Raw genomic sequence first — 17877 nt, 5'->3', positions numbered from 1 at the left:
TCTTTCATCGTAAATTTAAATTGAATTAATACGTCTTAAGGGTGTTAAATTGTTCTTATGATTCGTCTTTTTGTTCATAATCAGATACATGCTACTTAAAGTAAGTAGTTGCTCACGAATATAAGTCTGTAAAGTGATGATACTTATCTAGAGAAGTTGGTAATAGGTAATGGTTTTTATTTAGTTTGGGAGTTAATTTGTTTATTTGTCTAGGAAAGAATTACTTAAAGAAAAACCACCTTGCTTTCGCAAAGTGGCTTTTCTATCTCTCTATTTGAGATGTTATTATGAGATTCCCTCAAAGGAGAGAATGACAGTATTACTTTATCATCTCATAACTACGCTTAATAAAGTTTGTTAACTCTTCACCTTTTAATAGGCCTTGAGATAAACGTGCCAAATCTAAACTTTGGTTAATTAAGCGCTCTTGTTTCTTTTTGGTTTTAGTGTTTAAAATTTCACCAACCAATTCAGAATTTGTATTAACTATTAGGTTGTACATTTCTGGCATATTGCTCATACCAAACATACCACCACCTCCGGTAGCTTGCATTTCTTTCATTCTACGCATAAACTCTGGTTGCGTGATAATGAAAGGCGAAGCATCGCTATCCATAGCTTCTAGTTGTACCATGAATTTTTCAGAAGGAATCACTTCTTTTAAAAGTTCGTCTAATGTTTTCTTCTGGTCTTCATCTAATTTAGAAATGGTCGTATCGTCTTTCTTAATTAAATTATCGATATGATCGCCATCCACACGAGCAAATGTTATATTTTCTTTAGTAGATTCCAGTTTTTGTATTAAGTGAGATACAATAGGCGAATCTAATAACAGTACTTCGTAATCTTTAGCTTTAGCAGCTTCAATGTAACTGTGTTGCGCATCTTTATCGGACGCATAAAGAATAACTAACTTATCGTCTTTATCGGTTTGCTTCGCTTTAATTTTGTTGAATAACTCTTCGTATGTATAATGCGTACCATCTACTGTTGGGTATAAGGCAAAGGTATCAGCTTTTTCAAAGAATTTTTCTTCGGAAAGCATACCGTACTCAATCACGATTTTAATATCGTTCCACTTGGCTTCAAAATCTTCACGGTTATTGTTAAACAGCGATTTTAATTTATCGGCTACTTTTCTGGTAATGTAAGATGAGATCTTCTTTACAGCACCATCGGCTTGTAAATAACTACGAGATACATTTAATGGAATGTCTGGAGAATCGATAACTCCACGAAGCATCGTTAAAAACTCCGGAACAATACCTTCTACATTATCGGTTACAAAAACCTGATTTTGGTATAATTGTATTTTATCCTTTTGAATTTGCATGTCGTTAGACATTTTTGGGAAATATAATATCCCAGTTAAATTAAACGGATAATCTACATTTAAGTGAATGTTGAATAAAGGCTCTTCAAATTGCATTGGGTACAATTCGCGGTAAAAGTCTTTATAATCTTGATCTTCTAAATCTGCCGGTTGTTTAGTCCATGCCGGATTAGGGTTATTAATAATGTTATCTACAGTAATTTGTTTATGAGGTTCTGTAGTTTCTTTACCTTCCTCATCTTTTGTTGTTTTAGGCGTAAAGTCCGGATCGTTTATTTCCTTGGTTCCAAATTTAATTGGAATAGGCATAAACTTGTTGTACTTACTTAATAAACTGGTAATGCGGGCTTCTTCTAAAAATTCTGTAGAATCTTCTGCAATGTGAAGAATGATTTCTGTGCCTCTTTCTGTTTTATCTGATGCTTCTAATGTGAACTCAGGAGAACCATCGCAAGTCCAATGTGCAGCAGGCTCATCTTTAAATGATTTAGTAATAATCTCAACTTTTTCAGCTACCATAAAGGCAGAGTAGAAACCAAGACCAAAATGACCAATAATACCGGAATCTTTAGCAGAATCTTTGTACTTGTCTAAAAACTCTTCGGCACCAGAAAAGGCTACTTCGTTAATGTATTTTTCAACTTCATCTGCCGTCATACCTAAACCTTGATCTATAATATGAAGTTTTTTGCCGTCTTTATCAATTTTAACCTCAATTTGCGGGTTGCCATATTCTACTTTAGCATCACCAACATTTGTTAAATGTTTTAGCTTTAAAGTGGCATCTGTGGCATTACTAATTAGCTCACGTAAAAAGATTTCGTGGTCGCTGTATAAGAATTTTTTAATGAGGGGAAAGATATTCTCAACCGAAACATTAATATTTCCTTTTGTCATAATGAATAGTTATTTTTTCTTTTCCGCCTTTTGTCTACGCTCAAGATAAACTACGGCAGAAAATTGTTTATGTTATAGATTTATTATACGTTTTGGGTAAGTCAAAAAAAGTACCAAGAACAAAAATGTGACAAACTGACACAGCTTTTTTTAAAAAGGCAGTATTTTAAGTATGAAACCCTAAATTACAAAACCCACAACTCAAATTTTTTCTTAAACTAATTTATTGATATTTGAAGTTTGGTTTTTAGAATTTAAGCATTGAATTTTGGCTTTTTGGAATTTTTATAATTGGAATTTAATATCACTTGTTGTACTTTGGGTTACTTAAAAGACAAAAAAGCTTATGTATAACTCGAAAATAATTGGTTTAGGGAAGTATCTTCCGGATAATGTAGTAACGAACGACGACCTGTCTAAATTAATGGATACCAATGATGAATGGATTCAAGAACGTACAGGTATAAAAGAGCGTAGGTGGATAAAAGAGGGAACTAACGATACTTCTGCAACAATGGGGGCTAAGGCCGCAAGAATTGCCATAGAACGCTCTGGTTTAACTAAAGACGATATTGATTTTATTGTATTCGCTACGTTAAGCCCGGATTACTATTTTCCGGGGTGCGGTGTACAAATTCAAGATATGTTAGAGATGCCTACAGTTGGTGCTTTAGATGTTAGAAACCAGTGTTCGGGATTTGTATATGCCATATCTGTTGCCGATCAGTTTATTAAAACGGGGATGTACAAAAACATTCTTGTTATAGGTTCTGAATATCATAGTAATGGGTTGGATAAAACTACTCGTGGGCGTGGTGTATCGGTTATTTTTGGAGATGGAGCAGGGGCTTGTGTATTATCTCGGGAAGAGGATAACACCAAAGGGATTTTGTCTACCCACTTGCATAGCGAGGGGAAGTATGCCGATAAATTAACAGTTACTTCACCAAGTATAGCACATTGGGTGCCCGAAATTTTGGCATCAAACGGAGAGGATATCTCTTATTTCCCGTATATGGATGGTACTTTTGTATTCAAAAATGCTGTGGTGCGTTTTAGTGAAGTAATTATGGAGGGGTTAATGAAGAACGGTTTGCAAAAGGAAGATATTGATATGCTAATTCCGCATCAAGCTAATTTGCGAATAGCCCAGTTTATCCAGAAAAAGTTTGGATTAAGCGACGATAAGGTATTTAATAACATTATGAAATATGGTAATACCACAGCAGCATCTGTTATTATTGCTTTAACCGAAGCTTGGGAAGAAGAAAAAATAAAGGAAGGAGACCATGTTGTTTTAGCAGCTTTTGGTAGCGGTTTTACCTGGGCAAGTGCCATTATTAAATGGTGATAATTTTACTTTTAAAAGGTCTTTATATTTAAATAATAGTTTAAAAAACATAAAAAAACCCAAAACTAAAAAGTTTTGGGTTTTTTGCTATTAATCAACTCAACTAACACTAACGTGAAAATCTATTATTATATATGACGGAAGAAGTCCTGTATTATTGCACAAATTTTTGACTTTAACTTGATTTTAACAGTAATAATAAGAGGAATGAAGAAAAAACCCGAAAATATACATTTTCGGGTTTTTTAATAATATACATCTTTAACGCGAAATTTTTATAATGTAGACGACTAACTCTAAATAATTATTTTCTTTCGTTTGGTTAGATTGTATATTACGCTTAACGTAATGCTACCCTTTTTATTGTATAAAAAAATAAAAATGTTGAAAATTAGGGTTTTACATAAAATCAAACCCCCAAAGTAGGATACTTTGAGGGTCTTATTTAACACCAGGTATTTTTTACTAACCATCAACTATATACAAGGTATTAAATGTTTTTTAAAGGAAGCCACCGCTTCCAGACTTTTCGTCCTTATCTCTATTTTTACGTGATTTAGCACGGAATTTTCCACCACCAAATCTATAGGTTAAACCTGTAGATACGGTATGGCTTTCCCAGTTAAAGAAAATGTCTTGATTATAAGGTTTAGAGCCTTCTCCAGAAAAATGCATGGTATTGAATATATCGTTGAAATTTAAATTAAACGAGCCTTTTCCTTTGGCAAAACTTACCCGGGCACCAAGGTTTATAAAAAACATCGGATCTATATCAAACTGTATGGTTTTATTTTGCCCTCTATAAAATACGAAAGCTGTTAAGCTTATTTTTTTACTCATCTTAAAATTGTTAAACATTTTAAGGTTCCAAGCTACATTATCTACCTCTTCGATTTCTGTCACAATATTGTTTACGGTTGCTGTTTCAATTGGAGCATTCAGGCTTTCTGCAATACCTTTTTGAGTTTGCGAATAAAAGTCGAAACTACCATTGATGCTCCACCATTTAGTAGGGCGGTAGTTAGATGATATTTCAAGTCCGTAGGCAGAAGTATCGTCAAAATTATCGTGAGTTAAAATAATTCTACCAGAACTAACATCACTTTTGTCAATAAATAAGGCTCTATTAATTTCATCGGAAATTGCACGATAGAACACTCCAGCAGTAACGCTGCCTTTACGATCTTTTAAATTTCTTGTGTAATTTAATTCTATAGAGTTTGTAAACTGAGGTTCCAAGGCCTGATTACCAAATGAAGAAACCAGCGGTGTACTCCACTCTTTAATAGGGTTTACTTGCCCTATACCTGGCCGATCTACACGACGACTATAGCTTAATTGATACGAATTTTTATCTGAAGGCGAATACGTTAGGAAAGCAGAAGGGTATATTTCAAAATAATCGTTATTAAATACAATAGGAGTTGTTATGTTCGAAACCACGTCTGTTTGTAATGCTAATGCATCAACATTAACACTTTCGGCTCTTAGTCCTACTTGGTACGTCAACTTCTCAAGTTTTTGGCTAAAAGTAGCATATGCCGAGTAAATATCTCTGGTATAATCGAATACAGTATTAGGTGTTGGTGCCAGAGCACCGGAGTTATTATATGTTTCTCCAGTTGAAGCAAAATTAATATCGGTGTTGAACAATCTGGCTTGAAGTCCAAGTTCTAATTTAGACGAGTCCGATAAAGGGTTTACGTAGTCTAGATTAACGGTAGTTCTCACTCTATCTGTTTTGTTAAAATCCTTATAATTACTTTGATCCCCTAAAAAGATAAAATAGTCAACAGGGTTGTCTTCATCAAAGATGTTGTGATCTACTTCTAACTCAATATTATGACCTTCTTTTTTAAAATCTAGCTTATAATCAAAATTATATTGCGACGAGTTGTTCTCGCCATCTGCAATAAGTCTTTGGCTTTGATTAAACGCACTGTCATTAAAAAAAGCTTGCGTGCTGCTTGTTATACCATTATCTGCAACATTTTGATTTGTGAATAAGGAAACCGTGTTTTTGTCATTAATGTAAATATCTACACCTACTTTAAATAAATGCGATTTTCTGTTTGTTAAAAACTCAAAAAACTGATCGGAGTTGTTTTCAGATCTAAACACATGACCATTGTTAACGTTTTTTGCGATATTATTACTATAATTAGTATATACGTTAAACTTACCCGTACGATAATTTAAATTAATAGCACTGTTGAATTTTGCTTCTACTTCATGAGACAATGTTGTGCTAATATCACCATTAAAACCAACCATGGTGTTTTTATGTAAAACAATATTAATGATGCCACTCATACCTTCTGGGTTGTATTTTGCAGAAGGGTTGGTAATTAATTCAATAGATTTTATTGCTGTAGATGGAATTTGTTTTAGTAATTGAGCCGTTGGAATGTTAGATAATTTACCATCTACCATAACCCTTACATTCTGGTTTCCTCTAAGGCTAACATCTCCAGATTGTGCATCTACACTAACAGATGGAATACCTACCATTAGTTCCGAAGCTGTTCCGGTAGCAGCTAGATCTTTACCTATAGTTATTATTTTTCGATCTACTTTTTGTTGAATAGATGAGGTTTCTGCGATAACTGTAACTTCATCTAAACCTTCGGCTTCCTCTTTCAATAGGATGTTGCCCAAATTAACTCTGTAATTACCTTTGCCTATGGTAACCTCTTTTTTATGCGTTTTGTATCCTATATATTGAATACTTACAACGACTTTACCTTCTGCTACTTTTTCAATTTTAAAAGTTCCATCATCTGTAGAGATGCCTCCGGTTATTATTTTACCAGCAGTATTTTTAATAATGATATTAACGTATGGTAAGGGTTGTTTTAGTTTAGCGTCTAATACTTTTCCGGATATGGTACCGGTTTTGTCAGCATTTTTTTCTGGATCTGTTGCATGTGCCTTTGCAGATATTGTAAACAATATAAGACACACAAAAATAAATTTGTACATTTTTAGTCTGATTTTTTGATTGATGATGCAATTAATAAGTAGACGCTTTTGCTAGGAATCCGTTACCATTATTCTTTGTCTTAACATTTTTTTAACATATGAAAAAGAAAACATTAGTATTGGGAGCTTCTTTAAAACGAAATAGATATTCTAACTATGCCATTCAACGATTGGTAGCCAATGAATTTGAGGTGGTAGCCTTTGGTTTGAAAAAAGGTGAGGTTTCTGGAATACAGATTGAAAATGAGCTGATATTATATAGAAACATACATACAGTAACGTTATACCTAAACCCAAAGAGACAGAGAGATTATTACGATTATATAGTATCGTTAAAACCTGAACGTGTTATTTTTAATCCAGGTACCGAAAATTCCGAGTTTTATAAAATTTTAAAAGAAAACGATATTGCTTATGAGGTAGCTTGTACTTTAGTTTTGCTTGCTACGAATCAATATTAAACCTAAAAACGTAATAAGCCCGTTAATTATTAAAAGTTCATAGCCAATTACGTAACCTCCAATTTGTTCTGGTGGAATTTTTCCTATTAAATAAGAAAGCACCACAGATATAATGGTGATAAGCCAAACGTATTTATCTTTAACTTTAAATTTGGTGAAAATACCGAAAGCAAATAGCCCGAGTAGCGGGCCGTAGGTATAACCAGCCACTTTTAAAAGATTATCGATTACGTTGCTGTCTAAAATATACTTAAAAGCCACAATTACGAAAACAAGAATAATACTCATTAAAACATGAATGCGTTTTCGTAAGCCTTTTTGTTTAGACGCTTCCATTTTTTCTATGCCTAAAAAATCCACACAAAAAGATGTGGTTAAAGATGTTAAGGCACTATCAGCACTACTATAAGCAGCGGCAATTAAGCCCAGTAAAAATACAATGGCGAGCGATATACTCAAGCCGCCGTTTAAGGCTATTTCGGGAAATAGTAAATCGGTTTTTACTTTTCCGTCTAACATGGGTGTAGCGATGTTAAATTTATTGGCATAAATAAACAGGAGAGCCCCAAGTAGCAAGAAAATAAAATTAACAACAATTAAAACCAAACTAAAAGAAACCATATTTTTTTGAGCATCTTTCAGCGTTTTACAAGTTAGATTTTTCTGCATCATATCTTGATCTAGTCCAGTCATACAAATAGCAATAAACATCCCCCCAAGAAAGGATTTTATAAGATGATTTTTTGTTAAAAAGGATTCTGTGAAAAAGATTTTATTGTATTGGGCTAGTTCGTTGGAAGCTAAAAATTCAGAAAGCGTCCAATCTAATTTATCGGTAATAAGAATAATAGCTATAACCACAGCAACAAGCATGAATAAGGTCTGTAAAGTATCCGTCCAAACAATTGTTTTAATACCACCTTTAAAAGTATATAGCCATATTAATAAGATTGAAATCGTTACTGTACCCCAAAAAGGGAAGCCATAAGCATCAAAAACAAATTTTTGCAACACAATGGCAACTAGGTATAAACGAAAAGAAGCTCCTAAAACTCTCGATATAAAAAAGAAAAAAGCTCCTGTTTTATAACTCACTACTCCAAATCGACCTTCTAAATATTGATATATTGAAGTTACATTAAGTTTATAATAAATAGGAAGCAATATATAGGCTATAACAAAGTAACCCGCTAAGTATCCAAAAACTACCTGCATGTAGCTAAACTGGGAAACTTCAACCCAACCTGGAACAGAAATAAAGGTAACTCCAGAAAGCGAGGCGCCAATCATTCCAAATGCAACAACAAACCAGGGCGATTGCTTTTTTGCCTTGAAGAAAGTTTCATTTGAGTCTTCTTTGCTAGTTAAATAAGATATAAAAATGAGCACCCCAAAGTAGGCTGCTATAAGTAGCATGATTTGTGTTGCAGACATCGAAAAGATATTTTAAGTGTTGAAAGTACAAATATTAAGTCTCAAATTCCAAATGAAGTTTGTAATTTAAAAGAGTTAATTTAAATTAGTGAAATTCAGGTGTAAATGTTATTTTCGCGAAAATGGAATATTCTTCTAAACTTTTGGAACGGGCAGTTAACGAGATGTCGCAATTGCCAGGCATTGGTAAGCGAACGGCCCTACGCTTGGTATTACACATGTTAAGGCAGCCAAAAGAGCAAACCTTAATGCTTTCTGAAGCTTTACAAGCTGTGCGCAACGAAGTTAAATTTTGTAAATCGTGCCATAATATAAGTGATCAAGATCTTTGTGAGATTTGTACCACCCCAAATAGAGATTTAGGGGTTATATGTGTTGTAGAGGATATTAAAGATGTCATGGCAATAGAAAATACGAGCTCATTTAAAGGGCTATACCATGTACTGGGAGGCAAAATCTCTCCTATGGATGGCATAGGACCGCATGACCTAAATATAGAGTCATTGGTAAAAAAAGTTAAAGAGGGTACAATAAAAGAACTGATCTTTGCGTTGAGCTCGACGATGGAAGGGGACACCACCAATTTTTATATATATAAACAAATAAAAGAATACGAAATTTTAACATCTACAATTGCAAGGGGGATATCTGTTGGTGATGAGCTGGAGTATGCCGATGAAATTACTTTGGGTAGAAGCATAGTAAATAGAATTCCGTTTGAAAACTCCTTAAAACACTAATTGGAAGTAACAACATTAAATAAAGATGCTTTTTCTAAAAAGAGTACCGAATTGGTCTCTAAAATAGATTTTAACCCAGATATCATTGTAGGTATACTGAATGGTGGAGGTCATGTTGTTAACAAAATTAAAGGCGAGAAAAGATTTGAAAATGTGCAGTTTGAATCAATAAAACTTCAAAGAGATAATAAGTTTAAAAATAATTATCTCATTAGGTCTATACTGAAATCTTTACCATATAGTATTACGAATTGGCTAAGAAACTATGAATCCAATAAAGCAAGAAAACTAGTTAATACCTTAAATTTAGAGTATCTGTCCAACTGTGGTATCGATTTTAAATTTAATTCAAGTTCAGGAAAAACCATTAATAATATTCTTGTAATCGATGATGCTATCGATACAGGAAAAACGATGTTTATTGTTAAGAGTCATTTAGCTAAAGAATTTCCGAAAGCAAAAATAAAAACAGCTGTCATTTCATGGACCTTAGAGAATTCTATTGTAACTCCAGACTATTATTTGTTTACAAAAAGGTTGGTAAGATATCCTTGGTCCAAAGACTATAAAGAAAAAGATTTTGAAAAAAAGAGCTCTGGTTATTGATTTAGATGGAACGTTATTTACAATAAATACGTTTCATTTCTTTATAAAATACCTCATTGGGTTCTGTATACAGCATTTTAAAATAGTCTTACTCGTTAAATTGAGTTTTGCAATAATTACCAGATTATATGCATCGCATGCAAAAATGAAATATAAGATATTAAGGCTACTCAAAAATAGAAACGATATCGATTACAACGCTTTTGTAAACTCCATTTCGCCTAAAAAACGATTTATTCCACAACTTCAAGATCCTATTTTTGATATTAAAATATTGGCAACAGCGGCACCATCGTGTTACGCGAATATTATAGCAAAAAATGAAGGTTTAGTTTGTTTGGGGACAGATATTAAAAACACAAAGTTTAACCAAGCTTTTGAAAACAGTAAAACCAATAAAAAAGAAAACGTTTTAAAATACTTAGAAAATCAAGGCGTTCATAAAGTTGATACCTTTATTACCGATCACATAGATGATTTACCACTTATAAAAATAGCGGCAAATAATATTCTTGTAAACCCTAATGTAGAATTACAAGAAGAACTAAAACAAAATTCAATTTCTTTTGAAGTAATAAGCTAAAGGTTTTAACTTTACCGAAAACAAAATTTTAAGTAGTGGTTAAAAAAACACTATTTAATAAAGATAATTAAAAATAAAAGCGCTTTTTTTATTAATTTTGCAAACGAAATTAAAAAAACAAGCATTACGTTATTAATATGGCAAAGTTTGAGCTTAAATTACCGAAAATGGGAGAGAGTGTTGCAGAAGCAACAATAACATCTTGGTTAAAGGAGGTAGGAGATACTATTGAACTGGATGAGCCTGTTTTAGAAATAGCAACAGATAAGGTTGATAGTGAAGTGCCTAGCGAGGTCGATGGCGTTTTAGTAGAAAAGTTTTTTGAAGTAGACGATGTTGTTCAAGTAGGGCAAGTGATTGCCGTTATAGAGATAGAAGGTGATGAAGATGTAGAATCTGCTGCTCCAGACGAAGAAGAAACACAAGAGGAAGAAAAAGCTGTTGAGCATGTAACGGAAACTATAGCAATAGCTAAAAAAACGGTTGAATCTATAGTTTCGAATGGAGAACGTTTTTATTCTCCGTTAGTTAAAAATATAGCAAAAGAAGAAGGGATTAGCCAACAAGAGTTGGATACCATTTCCGGTAGTGGAAAAGATGGACGCGTTACCAAAAATGATATTCTTGGCTACATAGAAAATAGAGTAGGCGGGAATAATCAAGAACCTGTAGTTCAAAAAGTTGAAGCACCTGTGGCTCAATCTAAGCCTGTACAAATACAAAAAGTTGAGGTTGCACCAGTAGTTTCTAGTGGAGAAGATGAGATAATAGAAATGAGTAGGATGGGCAAGCTTATTGCACATCATATGGTTGAATCTGTTCAAACATCTGCTCATGTACAAAGTTTTATCGAAGCCGATGTTACTAAAATATGGAATTGGAGAAAGAAAGTAAAAGACGGTTTCATGAAACGTGAAGGAGAGAATTTAACTTTTACACCAATTTTTATGGAAGCCGTAGCCAAAGCGCTTCGTGAATTTCCTATGATGAATATTTCGCTTCAAGGAGATACCATAATAAAAAAGAGAAACATTAATTTAGGTATGGCGGCAGCTTTGCCAGATGGTAATCTAATAGTGCCAGTTATTAAAAATGCCGATCAACTTAACTTAGTTGGTATGACAAAGCAAGTTAATGATTTGGCTAATAGAGCACGAATAAATAAATTAAAACCAGACGATATACAAGGCGGTACATATACCGTAACCAATGTGGGAACATTTGGTAGTATTATGGGCACCCCAATAATAAACCAACCACAAGTTGGTATATTGGCGCTTGGAGCTATTAGAAAAGTACCAGCGGTTATCGAGACTCCAGAAGGCGACTTTATAGGAATTCGTTATAAAATGTTCTTATCTCATTCTTACGACCACCGTGTGGTTAATGGCGCACTTGGCGGACAGTTTGTAAAAGCTGTAAAAGATTATCTGGAAGCTTGGGATAGCGATAGAGAGATATAATTCTTTTTAAACATATATATTTTAAACCCAACTATAAAACAGTTGGGTTTTTTATTCCTACACTTTTGCAATTTAGTATCTTTACAACTTTAGAAAAACAAAATTAAATGCAACTAAATCTCACAAGACCTATTTGTTTTTTCGATCTAGAAACAACAGGGGTGAACATATCCAAAGATCGTATTGTAGAAATTTCTATCCTTAAAGTTTTTCCTGATGGAAAAGAAGTTAATAAAACATGGTTGGTAAATCCAGAAATGGACATACCAAAAGAAGTTACCGAAATTCATGGTATTACCAATGAGAAAGTTGCAAACGAGCCAACGTTTAAGGAATTAGCCAAAGAGATTCATAATATGGTTAAAGATTCGGATTTAGGTGGATTTAACTCTAACAGATTTGATATTCCTCTATTAGCAGAAGAAATGTTGCGTGCAGATATGGATTTTGATATGAAGAACCGTTTAGCAGTAGATGTACAAACTATTTTTCATAAAATGGAGCAACGTACATTAAGTGCCGCATATAAATTTTATTGTGATAAAAATCTTGATGGAGCACATAGTGCAGAAGCAGATACTAACGCAACTTACGAGGTCTTAAAAGCGCAAATTGCTAAATATGAAGAGATAGAAAACAATACTAAGTTCTTGGCAGAGTTTAGTTCGAGAAAAAAGTTTGCAGATTTTGCCGGTTTTATTGCGTACAATAAAGATGGAGTGGAATGTTTTTCTTTCGGAAAACATAAAGGAAAACTGGTAACAGAGGTGTTAGAAAAAGAACCAGGATATTTTGGATGGTTGTTAAATGCTGATTTTCCTTTGTATACTAAAAAAGTACTAACAAGCATTAAACTTAGAAGTTTTAATAATAAATTGGAGTAACTAGTTGGGTAGTATTCAGTAGGCAGTGTATTTATCGTAGCTTTTCTTTGCGAATCTTAGTGAGTCTCTGTGTAACAAAATTGAATACCTATAAACCAAGCAATCTAAAATTTAAAGTCAAAAAATGAAACTCATTTGCATCGGTAGAAATTATACCGAACACATTGAAGAATTAGAAAATGAAAGACCCACAGATCCTGTGGTTTTTTTAAAACCAGATACTGCAATTTTATTGAAAAAACAGCCCTTTTTTATTCCTGATTTTTCAGATAATGTGCATCATGAAGTTGAGATTTTGGTTAAAATCAATAGAGTAGGAAAATATATTGATAGAAAATTTGCACATAAATATTACCAAGAAATAAGTCTTGGAATTGATTTTACGGCGCGCGATTTACAAAGCCAATTAAAAGCAAAAGGATTGCCATGGGAAAAAGCCAAAGCTTTTGATGGATCTGCGGTAGTAGGGCATTGGCTACCAGTTAGCGACTTTAAAGATGTCAATAATATTAACTTTTCATTGCAAAAAAATGAAGACATTGTTCAAAGTGGTAATACCAGTTTCATGTTATGGAAAATCGATGAGTTGATAGAATATGTGTCAAAATATTTTACTTTAAAGATTGGAGATATTATCTTTACGGGCACTCCGGCAGGAGTTGGCAAAGTAATAACTAATGATAAACTAAAAGGATTTATAGAAAACAAAGAAATGTTTTCAATAACAATAAAATAAATGGAGCAACATTACAAACTATTTAGAGTAAGAGAGTTAGCAGATAATGACGAAGATTTTATAAAAACTTTAGCAGAGACTTTTTTAGAGGAAGTTCCAGAAGATGCCGAACGATTAAAAAAAGCAGTAGCTGAAGAAGATTATTATAACGCTTATCAAGCTGCTCATAAAATGAAACCAACAATTGACTTATTCGAATTAGGGATTCTTGATATTTTAATAGAAGTACAAGATTGGGGTAAATTTGAAAAAAGAGATTTAGATATAACGGCTCAATTAAATACCGTAATTACTGCAGTAGATCATGCTATTGCAGAATTAAAGGCAGATTTTAACTTATAATGCAGGCAGAAATAATCACTATTGGTGATGAGCTTCTTATTGGTCAGGTTATAGATACGAATTCAGCATTCATTGCAAAACAGCTTAATAAAATAGGGATATCCGTTTATCAAATAACATCAGTTCAAGATGATAAAAGACATATCCTAAAAGCATTAAAAGAAGCCGAAAGCAATGTAGATGTTGTTATTCTTACCGGTGGTCTAGGACCAACAAAAGACGATATTACTAAAAAAACCATAGCAGAATACTTTAATGATACTTTAGTTAAAGATGATGCCGTGTTAAAAAATATTGAATACATCTGGAGGAATTATGTAGGAGGAACACTTTTACAAGTAAATAAAGATCAGGCTCTGGTACCATCAATGGCGCAAATCTTAATGAATGAGCTTGGCACGGCGCCGGGTATGTGGTTAGAAAAAGATGATAAAACGTTTATATCGCTTCCGGGAGTACCTTATGAGATGAATGCCTTGATAGAAGAACAGGTTATTCCTAAGTTAAAGGAAAAATATAACTGTCCCTATATCTTACATAAAACATTATTGGTGTATGGTCTGGGGGAAAGCGCATTGGCAGATAGGATTGAATCTTGGGAAGAAGCTTTACCAGAACATATTAAACTCGCATATTTACCAAATTTAGGTAAAATGAGATTACGCTTATCGGCAAAAGGAAGTAATGAGCAACAAGTTAAAGACGATGTTCAAAACGAGATCGATAAAGTAATCCCTTTAATAAAAGATGAATTTTTTGGTTTAGAAGATGAAGAAGGATCAGTTGAAATAATTATTTCCAAGCACTTAACCAAAATAGGTAAAACATTAGCTATTGCCGAAAGCTGTACAGGCGGTACGGTAGCAGAACGATTCACTGTAAATTCTGGAGCCTCAGCCTATTTTAATGGAGGTGTAGTAACCTATTCTACAGAATCTAAGATAAACGTATTAGGAGTTCCAAGAAATGAAATAGAAACAAACTCTGTAGTTAGTTCTCAGGTGGCAGAGTCTATGGCGAAAAATGCTTTGCAATTGTTTCATTCAGATTTTGCTGTAGCAACAACAGGAAACGCAGGGCCTACAAAAGGAGATTCGGACGAAGAAATAGGAACAGTTTTCATTGCTATAGCTACAAAAACGGGAGTTTATTCCGAAAAATTTAATTTCGGAAACCATCGCATAAAAGTGATAAATAAAGCCGTAAATAAAGCATTGGAGATGTTGCTAAAAGAAATTTTTAAAAATTGATTCGAATTAGGTTGCTGTAAACTAAAGAATTTGTATATTTGCACCTCGATTTTAAGCAACAAAAAAATTAAAGTTATATATCATGTCAAGAGTTTGTGAACTTACCGGGAAGAAGGCAATGGTTGGAAACAATGTTTCTCACGCATTAAACAGAACAAAACGTAAATTTAATGCGAATTTGTTAAAGAAACGTTTTTACATTCCAGAAGAAGACAAGTGGGTAACTTTAAAAGTTTCTGCATCTGCTTTAAAGACTATTAATAAAATAGGTATATCTGCAGCAATTAAAGAAGCAAAATCTAAAGGATTTTTAAAATAATAGCTGTACTTAAAAAGTAAAGAAATGGCAAAGAAAGGTAACAGAATACAAGTAATTTTAGAGTGTACAGAGCATAAAGAGTCTGGACAACCAGGAACTTCTAGATACATTACTACTAAGAATAAAAAGAATACGCCAGATAGAATGGAGATTAAAAAATTTAATCCTATTCTTAAACGTATGACAGTTCATAAAGAGATAAAATAATAAGTCATGGCAAAGAAAGCAGTAGCATCATTACAAACTGGATCTAAGAGATTAACAAAAGCTATTAAAATGGTGAAATCACCAAAAACAGGAGCTTATATGTTTGTTGAATCCATTATGAGTCCAGATCAAGTTAACGACTTTTTTAATAAAAAATAAAACAGTAACGTTTCACAATATTATAAGCTGCTTTCTTTTTAGAAAGCAGCTTTTTTATGTTTATATTTGAAAGGATTTCTGCCATAATTGCAGTAAAAATTTGTGGTGCGAAAATTGTCATGAATAAATTCGAGTCATGTTACTGTCTTTATACAAGAATAAGACAGGACATTAAAATTAAGCAATCATAGAATTAACTTAAAATATGAGTTTTTTTAAAAAAATATTTTCTTCAGAAAAAAAAGAGACCTTAGATAAAGGTTTAGAAAAATCAAAATCCAGTTTTTTTGGAAAACTAAGCAAAGCCGTAGCAGGAAAATCCAAGGTGGATGATGATGTTTTAGACGACCTTGAAGAAATATTGGTATCTAGCGACGTGGGTGTTAACACAACACTTAAAATTATAGAGCGTATAGAAGAACGCGTATCAAAAGATAAATATCTGGGAACAGAAGAACTTAATGTTATTCTTCGTGAAGAAATTGCAGGGCTATTAAGTGAAACCAACTTAGGAGAAGAAACAGACTTTGTTGTTCCGCAAGATAAAAAACCTCATGTTATTATGGTTGTAGGTGTTAATGGCGTAGGTAAAACAACGACCATTGGTAAATTAGCCTACCAGTTAAAAAAACAAGGTTTAAAAGTCGTTTTAGGTGCAGCAGATACGTTTAGAGCCGCAGCTATAGATCAGTTACAAGTTTGGGCAGATAGAGTAGATGTGCCTATTGTGAAGCAATCTATGGGGAGTGACCCAGCATCGGTGGCATTCGATACTTTAAAAAGTGCCGTGTCACAAGATGCAGATGTAGTTATTATAGATACAGCAGGTCGTTTGCACAATAAAGTAAACTTAATGAACGAGCTTACTAAGGTAAAGCGTGTTATGCAAAAAGTAGTGGACGATACGCCTAACGATGTGTTGTTGGTATTGGATGGATCCACAGGTCAAAACGCATTCGAACAAGCCAAACAATTTACTGCAGCCACAGAAGTAACATCATTAGCAGTTACAAAATTAGACGGAACTGCAAAAGGAGGTGTTGTAATAGGCATTTCAGACCAATTTCAGATTCCGGTAAAATATATAGGCGTAGGAGAAGGTATTGAGGATTTACAAGTGTTTAATAAATACGAGTTTGTGGATTCTTTTTTTAAATAAATATTAGTTATTCCCGCGGCATGTGCTGAACTGGTTTCAGTAAGACAGGAATCTTTACGTAATTACTTTGGATTTAACCAATAAGAAGACGCTTCGAATTTTTGTTATAATATCTGCAGTATATGCAGTGATGAGAATTCTAAGTTATTCAAGTACTCTTGTTCAATCATATTTTAAGCCAAATAACCCACTAATACCAAATTATCTAAATGATTATGTGAGGTTCCCTTTGTATTTCTTTATTCCAATATTTGGCTTGATTTTATGGTATTGTATTCAAAGCCTGATAAGTAAGAAATATGATAAAAACTTAGTTTACATCATTTTTTCATTTGTGATAATCTGTTATTTCTTTGAGCCTTATATTTTTAGTTTCGTTCAAAGTTTTAATCCCTATGGTAAATAATTAGTATATTTAGTCATATGAGCTACAATATCTACCATAACCTAATAATCAAAGTGTCTTCAAAAGCAGTTTTCGATGCCGTTTCATTACCAGAGCATCTAAATAATTGGTGGACACTAAAAAGTTCTGGAATCCCTGAGTTACATTCAGAATACAACTTAAACTTCACCGATGCCTATAATTGGTTTTGCAAAGTATCTGAAGTAAAAAAGAATAAATCCTTTTATTTAAAGATGACAAATTCAGACAAAGATTGGAACCCTACTACCTTTGGGTTTGATCTGGAGGCAAAAGAATCGAGTACCTTAGTTAAGTTTAGTCATGTTAATTGGAAAGAAGACAATCACGAATTTAGGAATTCTTCATTTTGCTGGGCCATGTTACTTAATGACTTAAAAAACTATCTGGAAAAAGGAACTATAGTTCCTTTCGATGAGCGAAACTAAGCAATCAAAAACAATCCTTTTTAATTAAACCATAACAAGTTATGGTATATAATTACCTGTTAAGCTAGGCTTAAATATGACACCTTTTTGTTAAGAAATCTTTATTAATCTAAGTTTTC

At 33.1% G+C, this 17877-nt stretch carries 18 protein-coding genes; 15 read left to right on the top strand and 3 right to left on the bottom strand.

The features are described from left to right. Positions 1 to 319: 319 nt before the first annotated feature. Positions 320 to 2230: a molecular chaperone HtpG gene (gene htpG / locus C1H87_RS05605; RefSeq protein ID WP_102754877.1), complete on the bottom strand. Its 1911-nt coding sequence runs from the start codon at positions 2228 to 2230 to the stop codon at positions 320 to 322. Between the two features lie 346 nt (positions 2231 to 2576). Here htpG and C1H87_RS05600 point away from each other — a divergent pair, with 346 nt between their 5' ends. Next, positions 2577 to 3581, top strand: coding sequence for a 3-oxoacyl-ACP synthase III family protein (locus C1H87_RS05600; protein WP_102754876.1), 1005 nt, complete (start codon positions 2577 to 2579; stop codon positions 3579 to 3581). A 501-nt stretch (positions 3582 to 4082) separates the two neighbouring features. Here the strand turns inward: C1H87_RS05600 and C1H87_RS05595 are convergent. Further along, the gene (locus tag C1H87_RS05595; protein ID WP_102754875.1) at positions 4083 to 6563 is read right to left on the bottom strand and encodes an outer membrane beta-barrel family protein; all 2481 of its coding nucleotides are present in this window, start codon (positions 6561 to 6563) and stop codon (positions 4083 to 4085) included. Between the two features lie 98 nt (positions 6564 to 6661). Between C1H87_RS05595 and C1H87_RS05590 the strand changes: the two genes are divergently transcribed. Continuing rightward, on the top strand, positions 6662 to 7024 hold the full coding sequence (locus C1H87_RS05590) for a CoA-binding protein (protein ID WP_102754874.1): 363 nt from the start codon (positions 6662 to 6664) through the stop codon (positions 7022 to 7024). On the opposite strand, the gene C1H87_RS05585 is transcribed toward C1H87_RS05590, so the two are convergent. After that, the gene (locus C1H87_RS05585) at positions 6995 to 8458 is read right to left on the bottom strand and encodes a sodium:solute symporter (RefSeq protein WP_102754873.1); all 1464 of its coding nucleotides are present in this window, start codon (positions 8456 to 8458) and stop codon (positions 6995 to 6997) included. The two genes, C1H87_RS05590 and C1H87_RS05585, sit on opposite strands and share 30 nt — an antisense overlap. A 122-nt stretch (positions 8459 to 8580) precedes the next feature. On the opposite strand from C1H87_RS05585, the gene recR reads away from it, so the two are divergent. From recR to C1H87_RS05520, 13 genes are all read left to right on the top strand, one after another. After that, positions 8581 to 9198, top strand: a complete 618-nt coding sequence (gene recR, locus C1H87_RS05580; protein ID WP_102754872.1) for a recombination mediator RecR — start codon at positions 8581 to 8583, stop codon at positions 9196 to 9198. Then, on the top strand, positions 9199 to 9804 hold the full coding sequence (locus tag C1H87_RS05575) for a phosphoribosyltransferase (protein ID WP_102754871.1): 606 nt from the start codon (positions 9199 to 9201) through the stop codon (positions 9802 to 9804). Next, complete coding sequence (locus tag C1H87_RS05570; RefSeq protein WP_158655132.1) at positions 9779 to 10387, top strand: haloacid dehalogenase-like hydrolase; 609 nt, start codon at positions 9779 to 9781, stop codon at positions 10385 to 10387. The genes C1H87_RS05575 and C1H87_RS05570 overlap by 26 nt, the downstream gene beginning before the upstream one ends. A gap of 137 nt (positions 10388 to 10524) precedes the next feature. Further along, a complete protein-coding gene (locus C1H87_RS05565) occupies positions 10525 to 11850 on the top strand; it encodes a dihydrolipoamide acetyltransferase family protein (protein WP_102754869.1) in 1326 nt (441 codons plus the stop codon). Positions 11851 to 11957: 107 nt separating this feature from the next. Continuing rightward, positions 11958 to 12734, top strand: a complete 777-nt coding sequence (locus C1H87_RS05560; RefSeq protein WP_102754868.1) for a 3'-5' exonuclease — start codon at positions 11958 to 11960, stop codon at positions 12732 to 12734. Between the two features lie 124 nt (positions 12735 to 12858). After that, a complete protein-coding gene (locus C1H87_RS05555; RefSeq protein ID WP_102754867.1) occupies positions 12859 to 13470 on the top strand; it encodes a fumarylacetoacetate hydrolase family protein in 612 nt (203 codons plus the stop codon). Then, the gene (locus tag C1H87_RS05550) at positions 13471 to 13812 is read left to right on the top strand and encodes an Hpt domain-containing protein (RefSeq protein WP_102754866.1); all 342 of its coding nucleotides are present in this window, start codon (positions 13471 to 13473) and stop codon (positions 13810 to 13812) included. It begins immediately after the preceding gene. Continuing rightward, the gene (locus C1H87_RS05545; protein WP_102754865.1) at positions 13812 to 15062 is read left to right on the top strand and encodes a competence/damage-inducible protein A; all 1251 of its coding nucleotides are present in this window, start codon (positions 13812 to 13814) and stop codon (positions 15060 to 15062) included. The genes C1H87_RS05550 and C1H87_RS05545 overlap by 1 nt, the downstream gene beginning before the upstream one ends. Positions 15063 to 15144: 82 nt before the next feature. Then, positions 15145 to 15381: a 50S ribosomal protein L28 gene (gene rpmB / locus C1H87_RS05540; RefSeq protein ID WP_102754864.1), complete on the top strand. Its 237-nt coding sequence runs from the start codon at positions 15145 to 15147 to the stop codon at positions 15379 to 15381. A gap of 24 nt (positions 15382 to 15405) precedes the next feature. Further along, complete coding sequence (rpmG, locus tag C1H87_RS05535; RefSeq protein ID WP_007648529.1) at positions 15406 to 15588, top strand: 50S ribosomal protein L33; 183 nt, start codon at positions 15406 to 15408, stop codon at positions 15586 to 15588. Positions 15589 to 15594: 6 nt separating this feature from the next. Continuing rightward, entirely contained in the window at positions 15595 to 15747 is a 153-nt protein-coding gene (locus tag C1H87_RS05530; protein WP_102754863.1) for a DUF4295 domain-containing protein, read from the top strand. A 205-nt stretch (positions 15748 to 15952) separates the two neighbouring features. Continuing rightward, on the top strand, positions 15953 to 16906 hold the full coding sequence (gene ftsY / locus C1H87_RS05525; RefSeq protein WP_102754862.1) for a signal recognition particle-docking protein FtsY: 954 nt from the start codon (positions 15953 to 15955) through the stop codon (positions 16904 to 16906). 423 nt (positions 16907 to 17329) lie between these two features. Further along, positions 17330 to 17758, top strand: coding sequence for an SRPBCC family protein (locus tag C1H87_RS05520; protein WP_102754861.1), 429 nt, complete (start codon positions 17330 to 17332; stop codon positions 17756 to 17758). The last annotated feature ends 119 nt before the right edge of the window (positions 17759 to 17877 follow it).

It is taken from the genome of Flavivirga eckloniae (genome assembly GCF_002886045.1).
Lineage (GTDB): Bacteria > Bacteroidota > Bacteroidia > Flavobacteriales > Flavobacteriaceae > Flavivirga > Flavivirga eckloniae.
This window is presented reverse-complemented; position numbering and strand designations above follow the sequence as displayed.

Excerpts from the sequence above, each read along its gene's own strand:
- htpG (WP_102754877.1), bottom strand. The coding sequence starts at position 2,230 with ATGACAAAAGGAAATATTAATGTTTCGGTTGAGAATATCTTTCCCCTC.
- C1H87_RS05600 (WP_102754876.1), top strand. The coding sequence starts at position 2,577 with ATGTATAACTCGAAAATAATTGGTTTAGGGAAGTATCTTCCGGATAAT.
- C1H87_RS05595 (WP_102754875.1), bottom strand. The coding sequence starts at position 6,563 with ATGTACAAATTTATTTTTGTGTGTCTTATATTGTTTACAATATCTGCA.
- C1H87_RS05590 (WP_102754874.1), top strand. The coding sequence starts at position 6,662 with ATGAAAAAGAAAACATTAGTATTGGGAGCTTCTTTAAAACGAAATAGA.
- C1H87_RS05585 (WP_102754873.1), bottom strand. The coding sequence starts at position 8,458 with ATGTCTGCAACACAAATCATGCTACTTATAGCAGCCTACTTTGGGGTG.
- recR (WP_102754872.1), top strand. The coding sequence starts at position 8,581 with ATGGAATATTCTTCTAAACTTTTGGAACGGGCAGTTAACGAGATGTCG.
- C1H87_RS05565 (WP_102754869.1), top strand. The coding sequence starts at position 10,525 with ATGGCAAAGTTTGAGCTTAAATTACCGAAAATGGGAGAGAGTGTTGCA.
- C1H87_RS05560 (WP_102754868.1), top strand. The coding sequence starts at position 11,958 with ATGCAACTAAATCTCACAAGACCTATTTGTTTTTTCGATCTAGAAACA.
- C1H87_RS05555 (WP_102754867.1), top strand. The coding sequence starts at position 12,859 with ATGAAACTCATTTGCATCGGTAGAAATTATACCGAACACATTGAAGAA.
- C1H87_RS05550 (WP_102754866.1), top strand. The coding sequence starts at position 13,471 with ATGGAGCAACATTACAAACTATTTAGAGTAAGAGAGTTAGCAGATAAT.
- C1H87_RS05545 (WP_102754865.1), top strand. The coding sequence starts at position 13,812 with ATGCAGGCAGAAATAATCACTATTGGTGATGAGCTTCTTATTGGTCAG.
- rpmB (WP_102754864.1), top strand. The coding sequence starts at position 15,145 with ATGTCAAGAGTTTGTGAACTTACCGGGAAGAAGGCAATGGTTGGAAAC.
- rpmG (WP_007648529.1), top strand. The coding sequence starts at position 15,406 with ATGGCAAAGAAAGGTAACAGAATACAAGTAATTTTAGAGTGTACAGAG.
- C1H87_RS05530 (WP_102754863.1), top strand. The coding sequence starts at position 15,595 with ATGGCAAAGAAAGCAGTAGCATCATTACAAACTGGATCTAAGAGATTA.
- ftsY (WP_102754862.1), top strand. The coding sequence starts at position 15,953 with ATGAGTTTTTTTAAAAAAATATTTTCTTCAGAAAAAAAAGAGACCTTA.
- C1H87_RS05520 (WP_102754861.1), top strand. The coding sequence starts at position 17,330 with ATGAGCTACAATATCTACCATAACCTAATAATCAAAGTGTCTTCAAAA.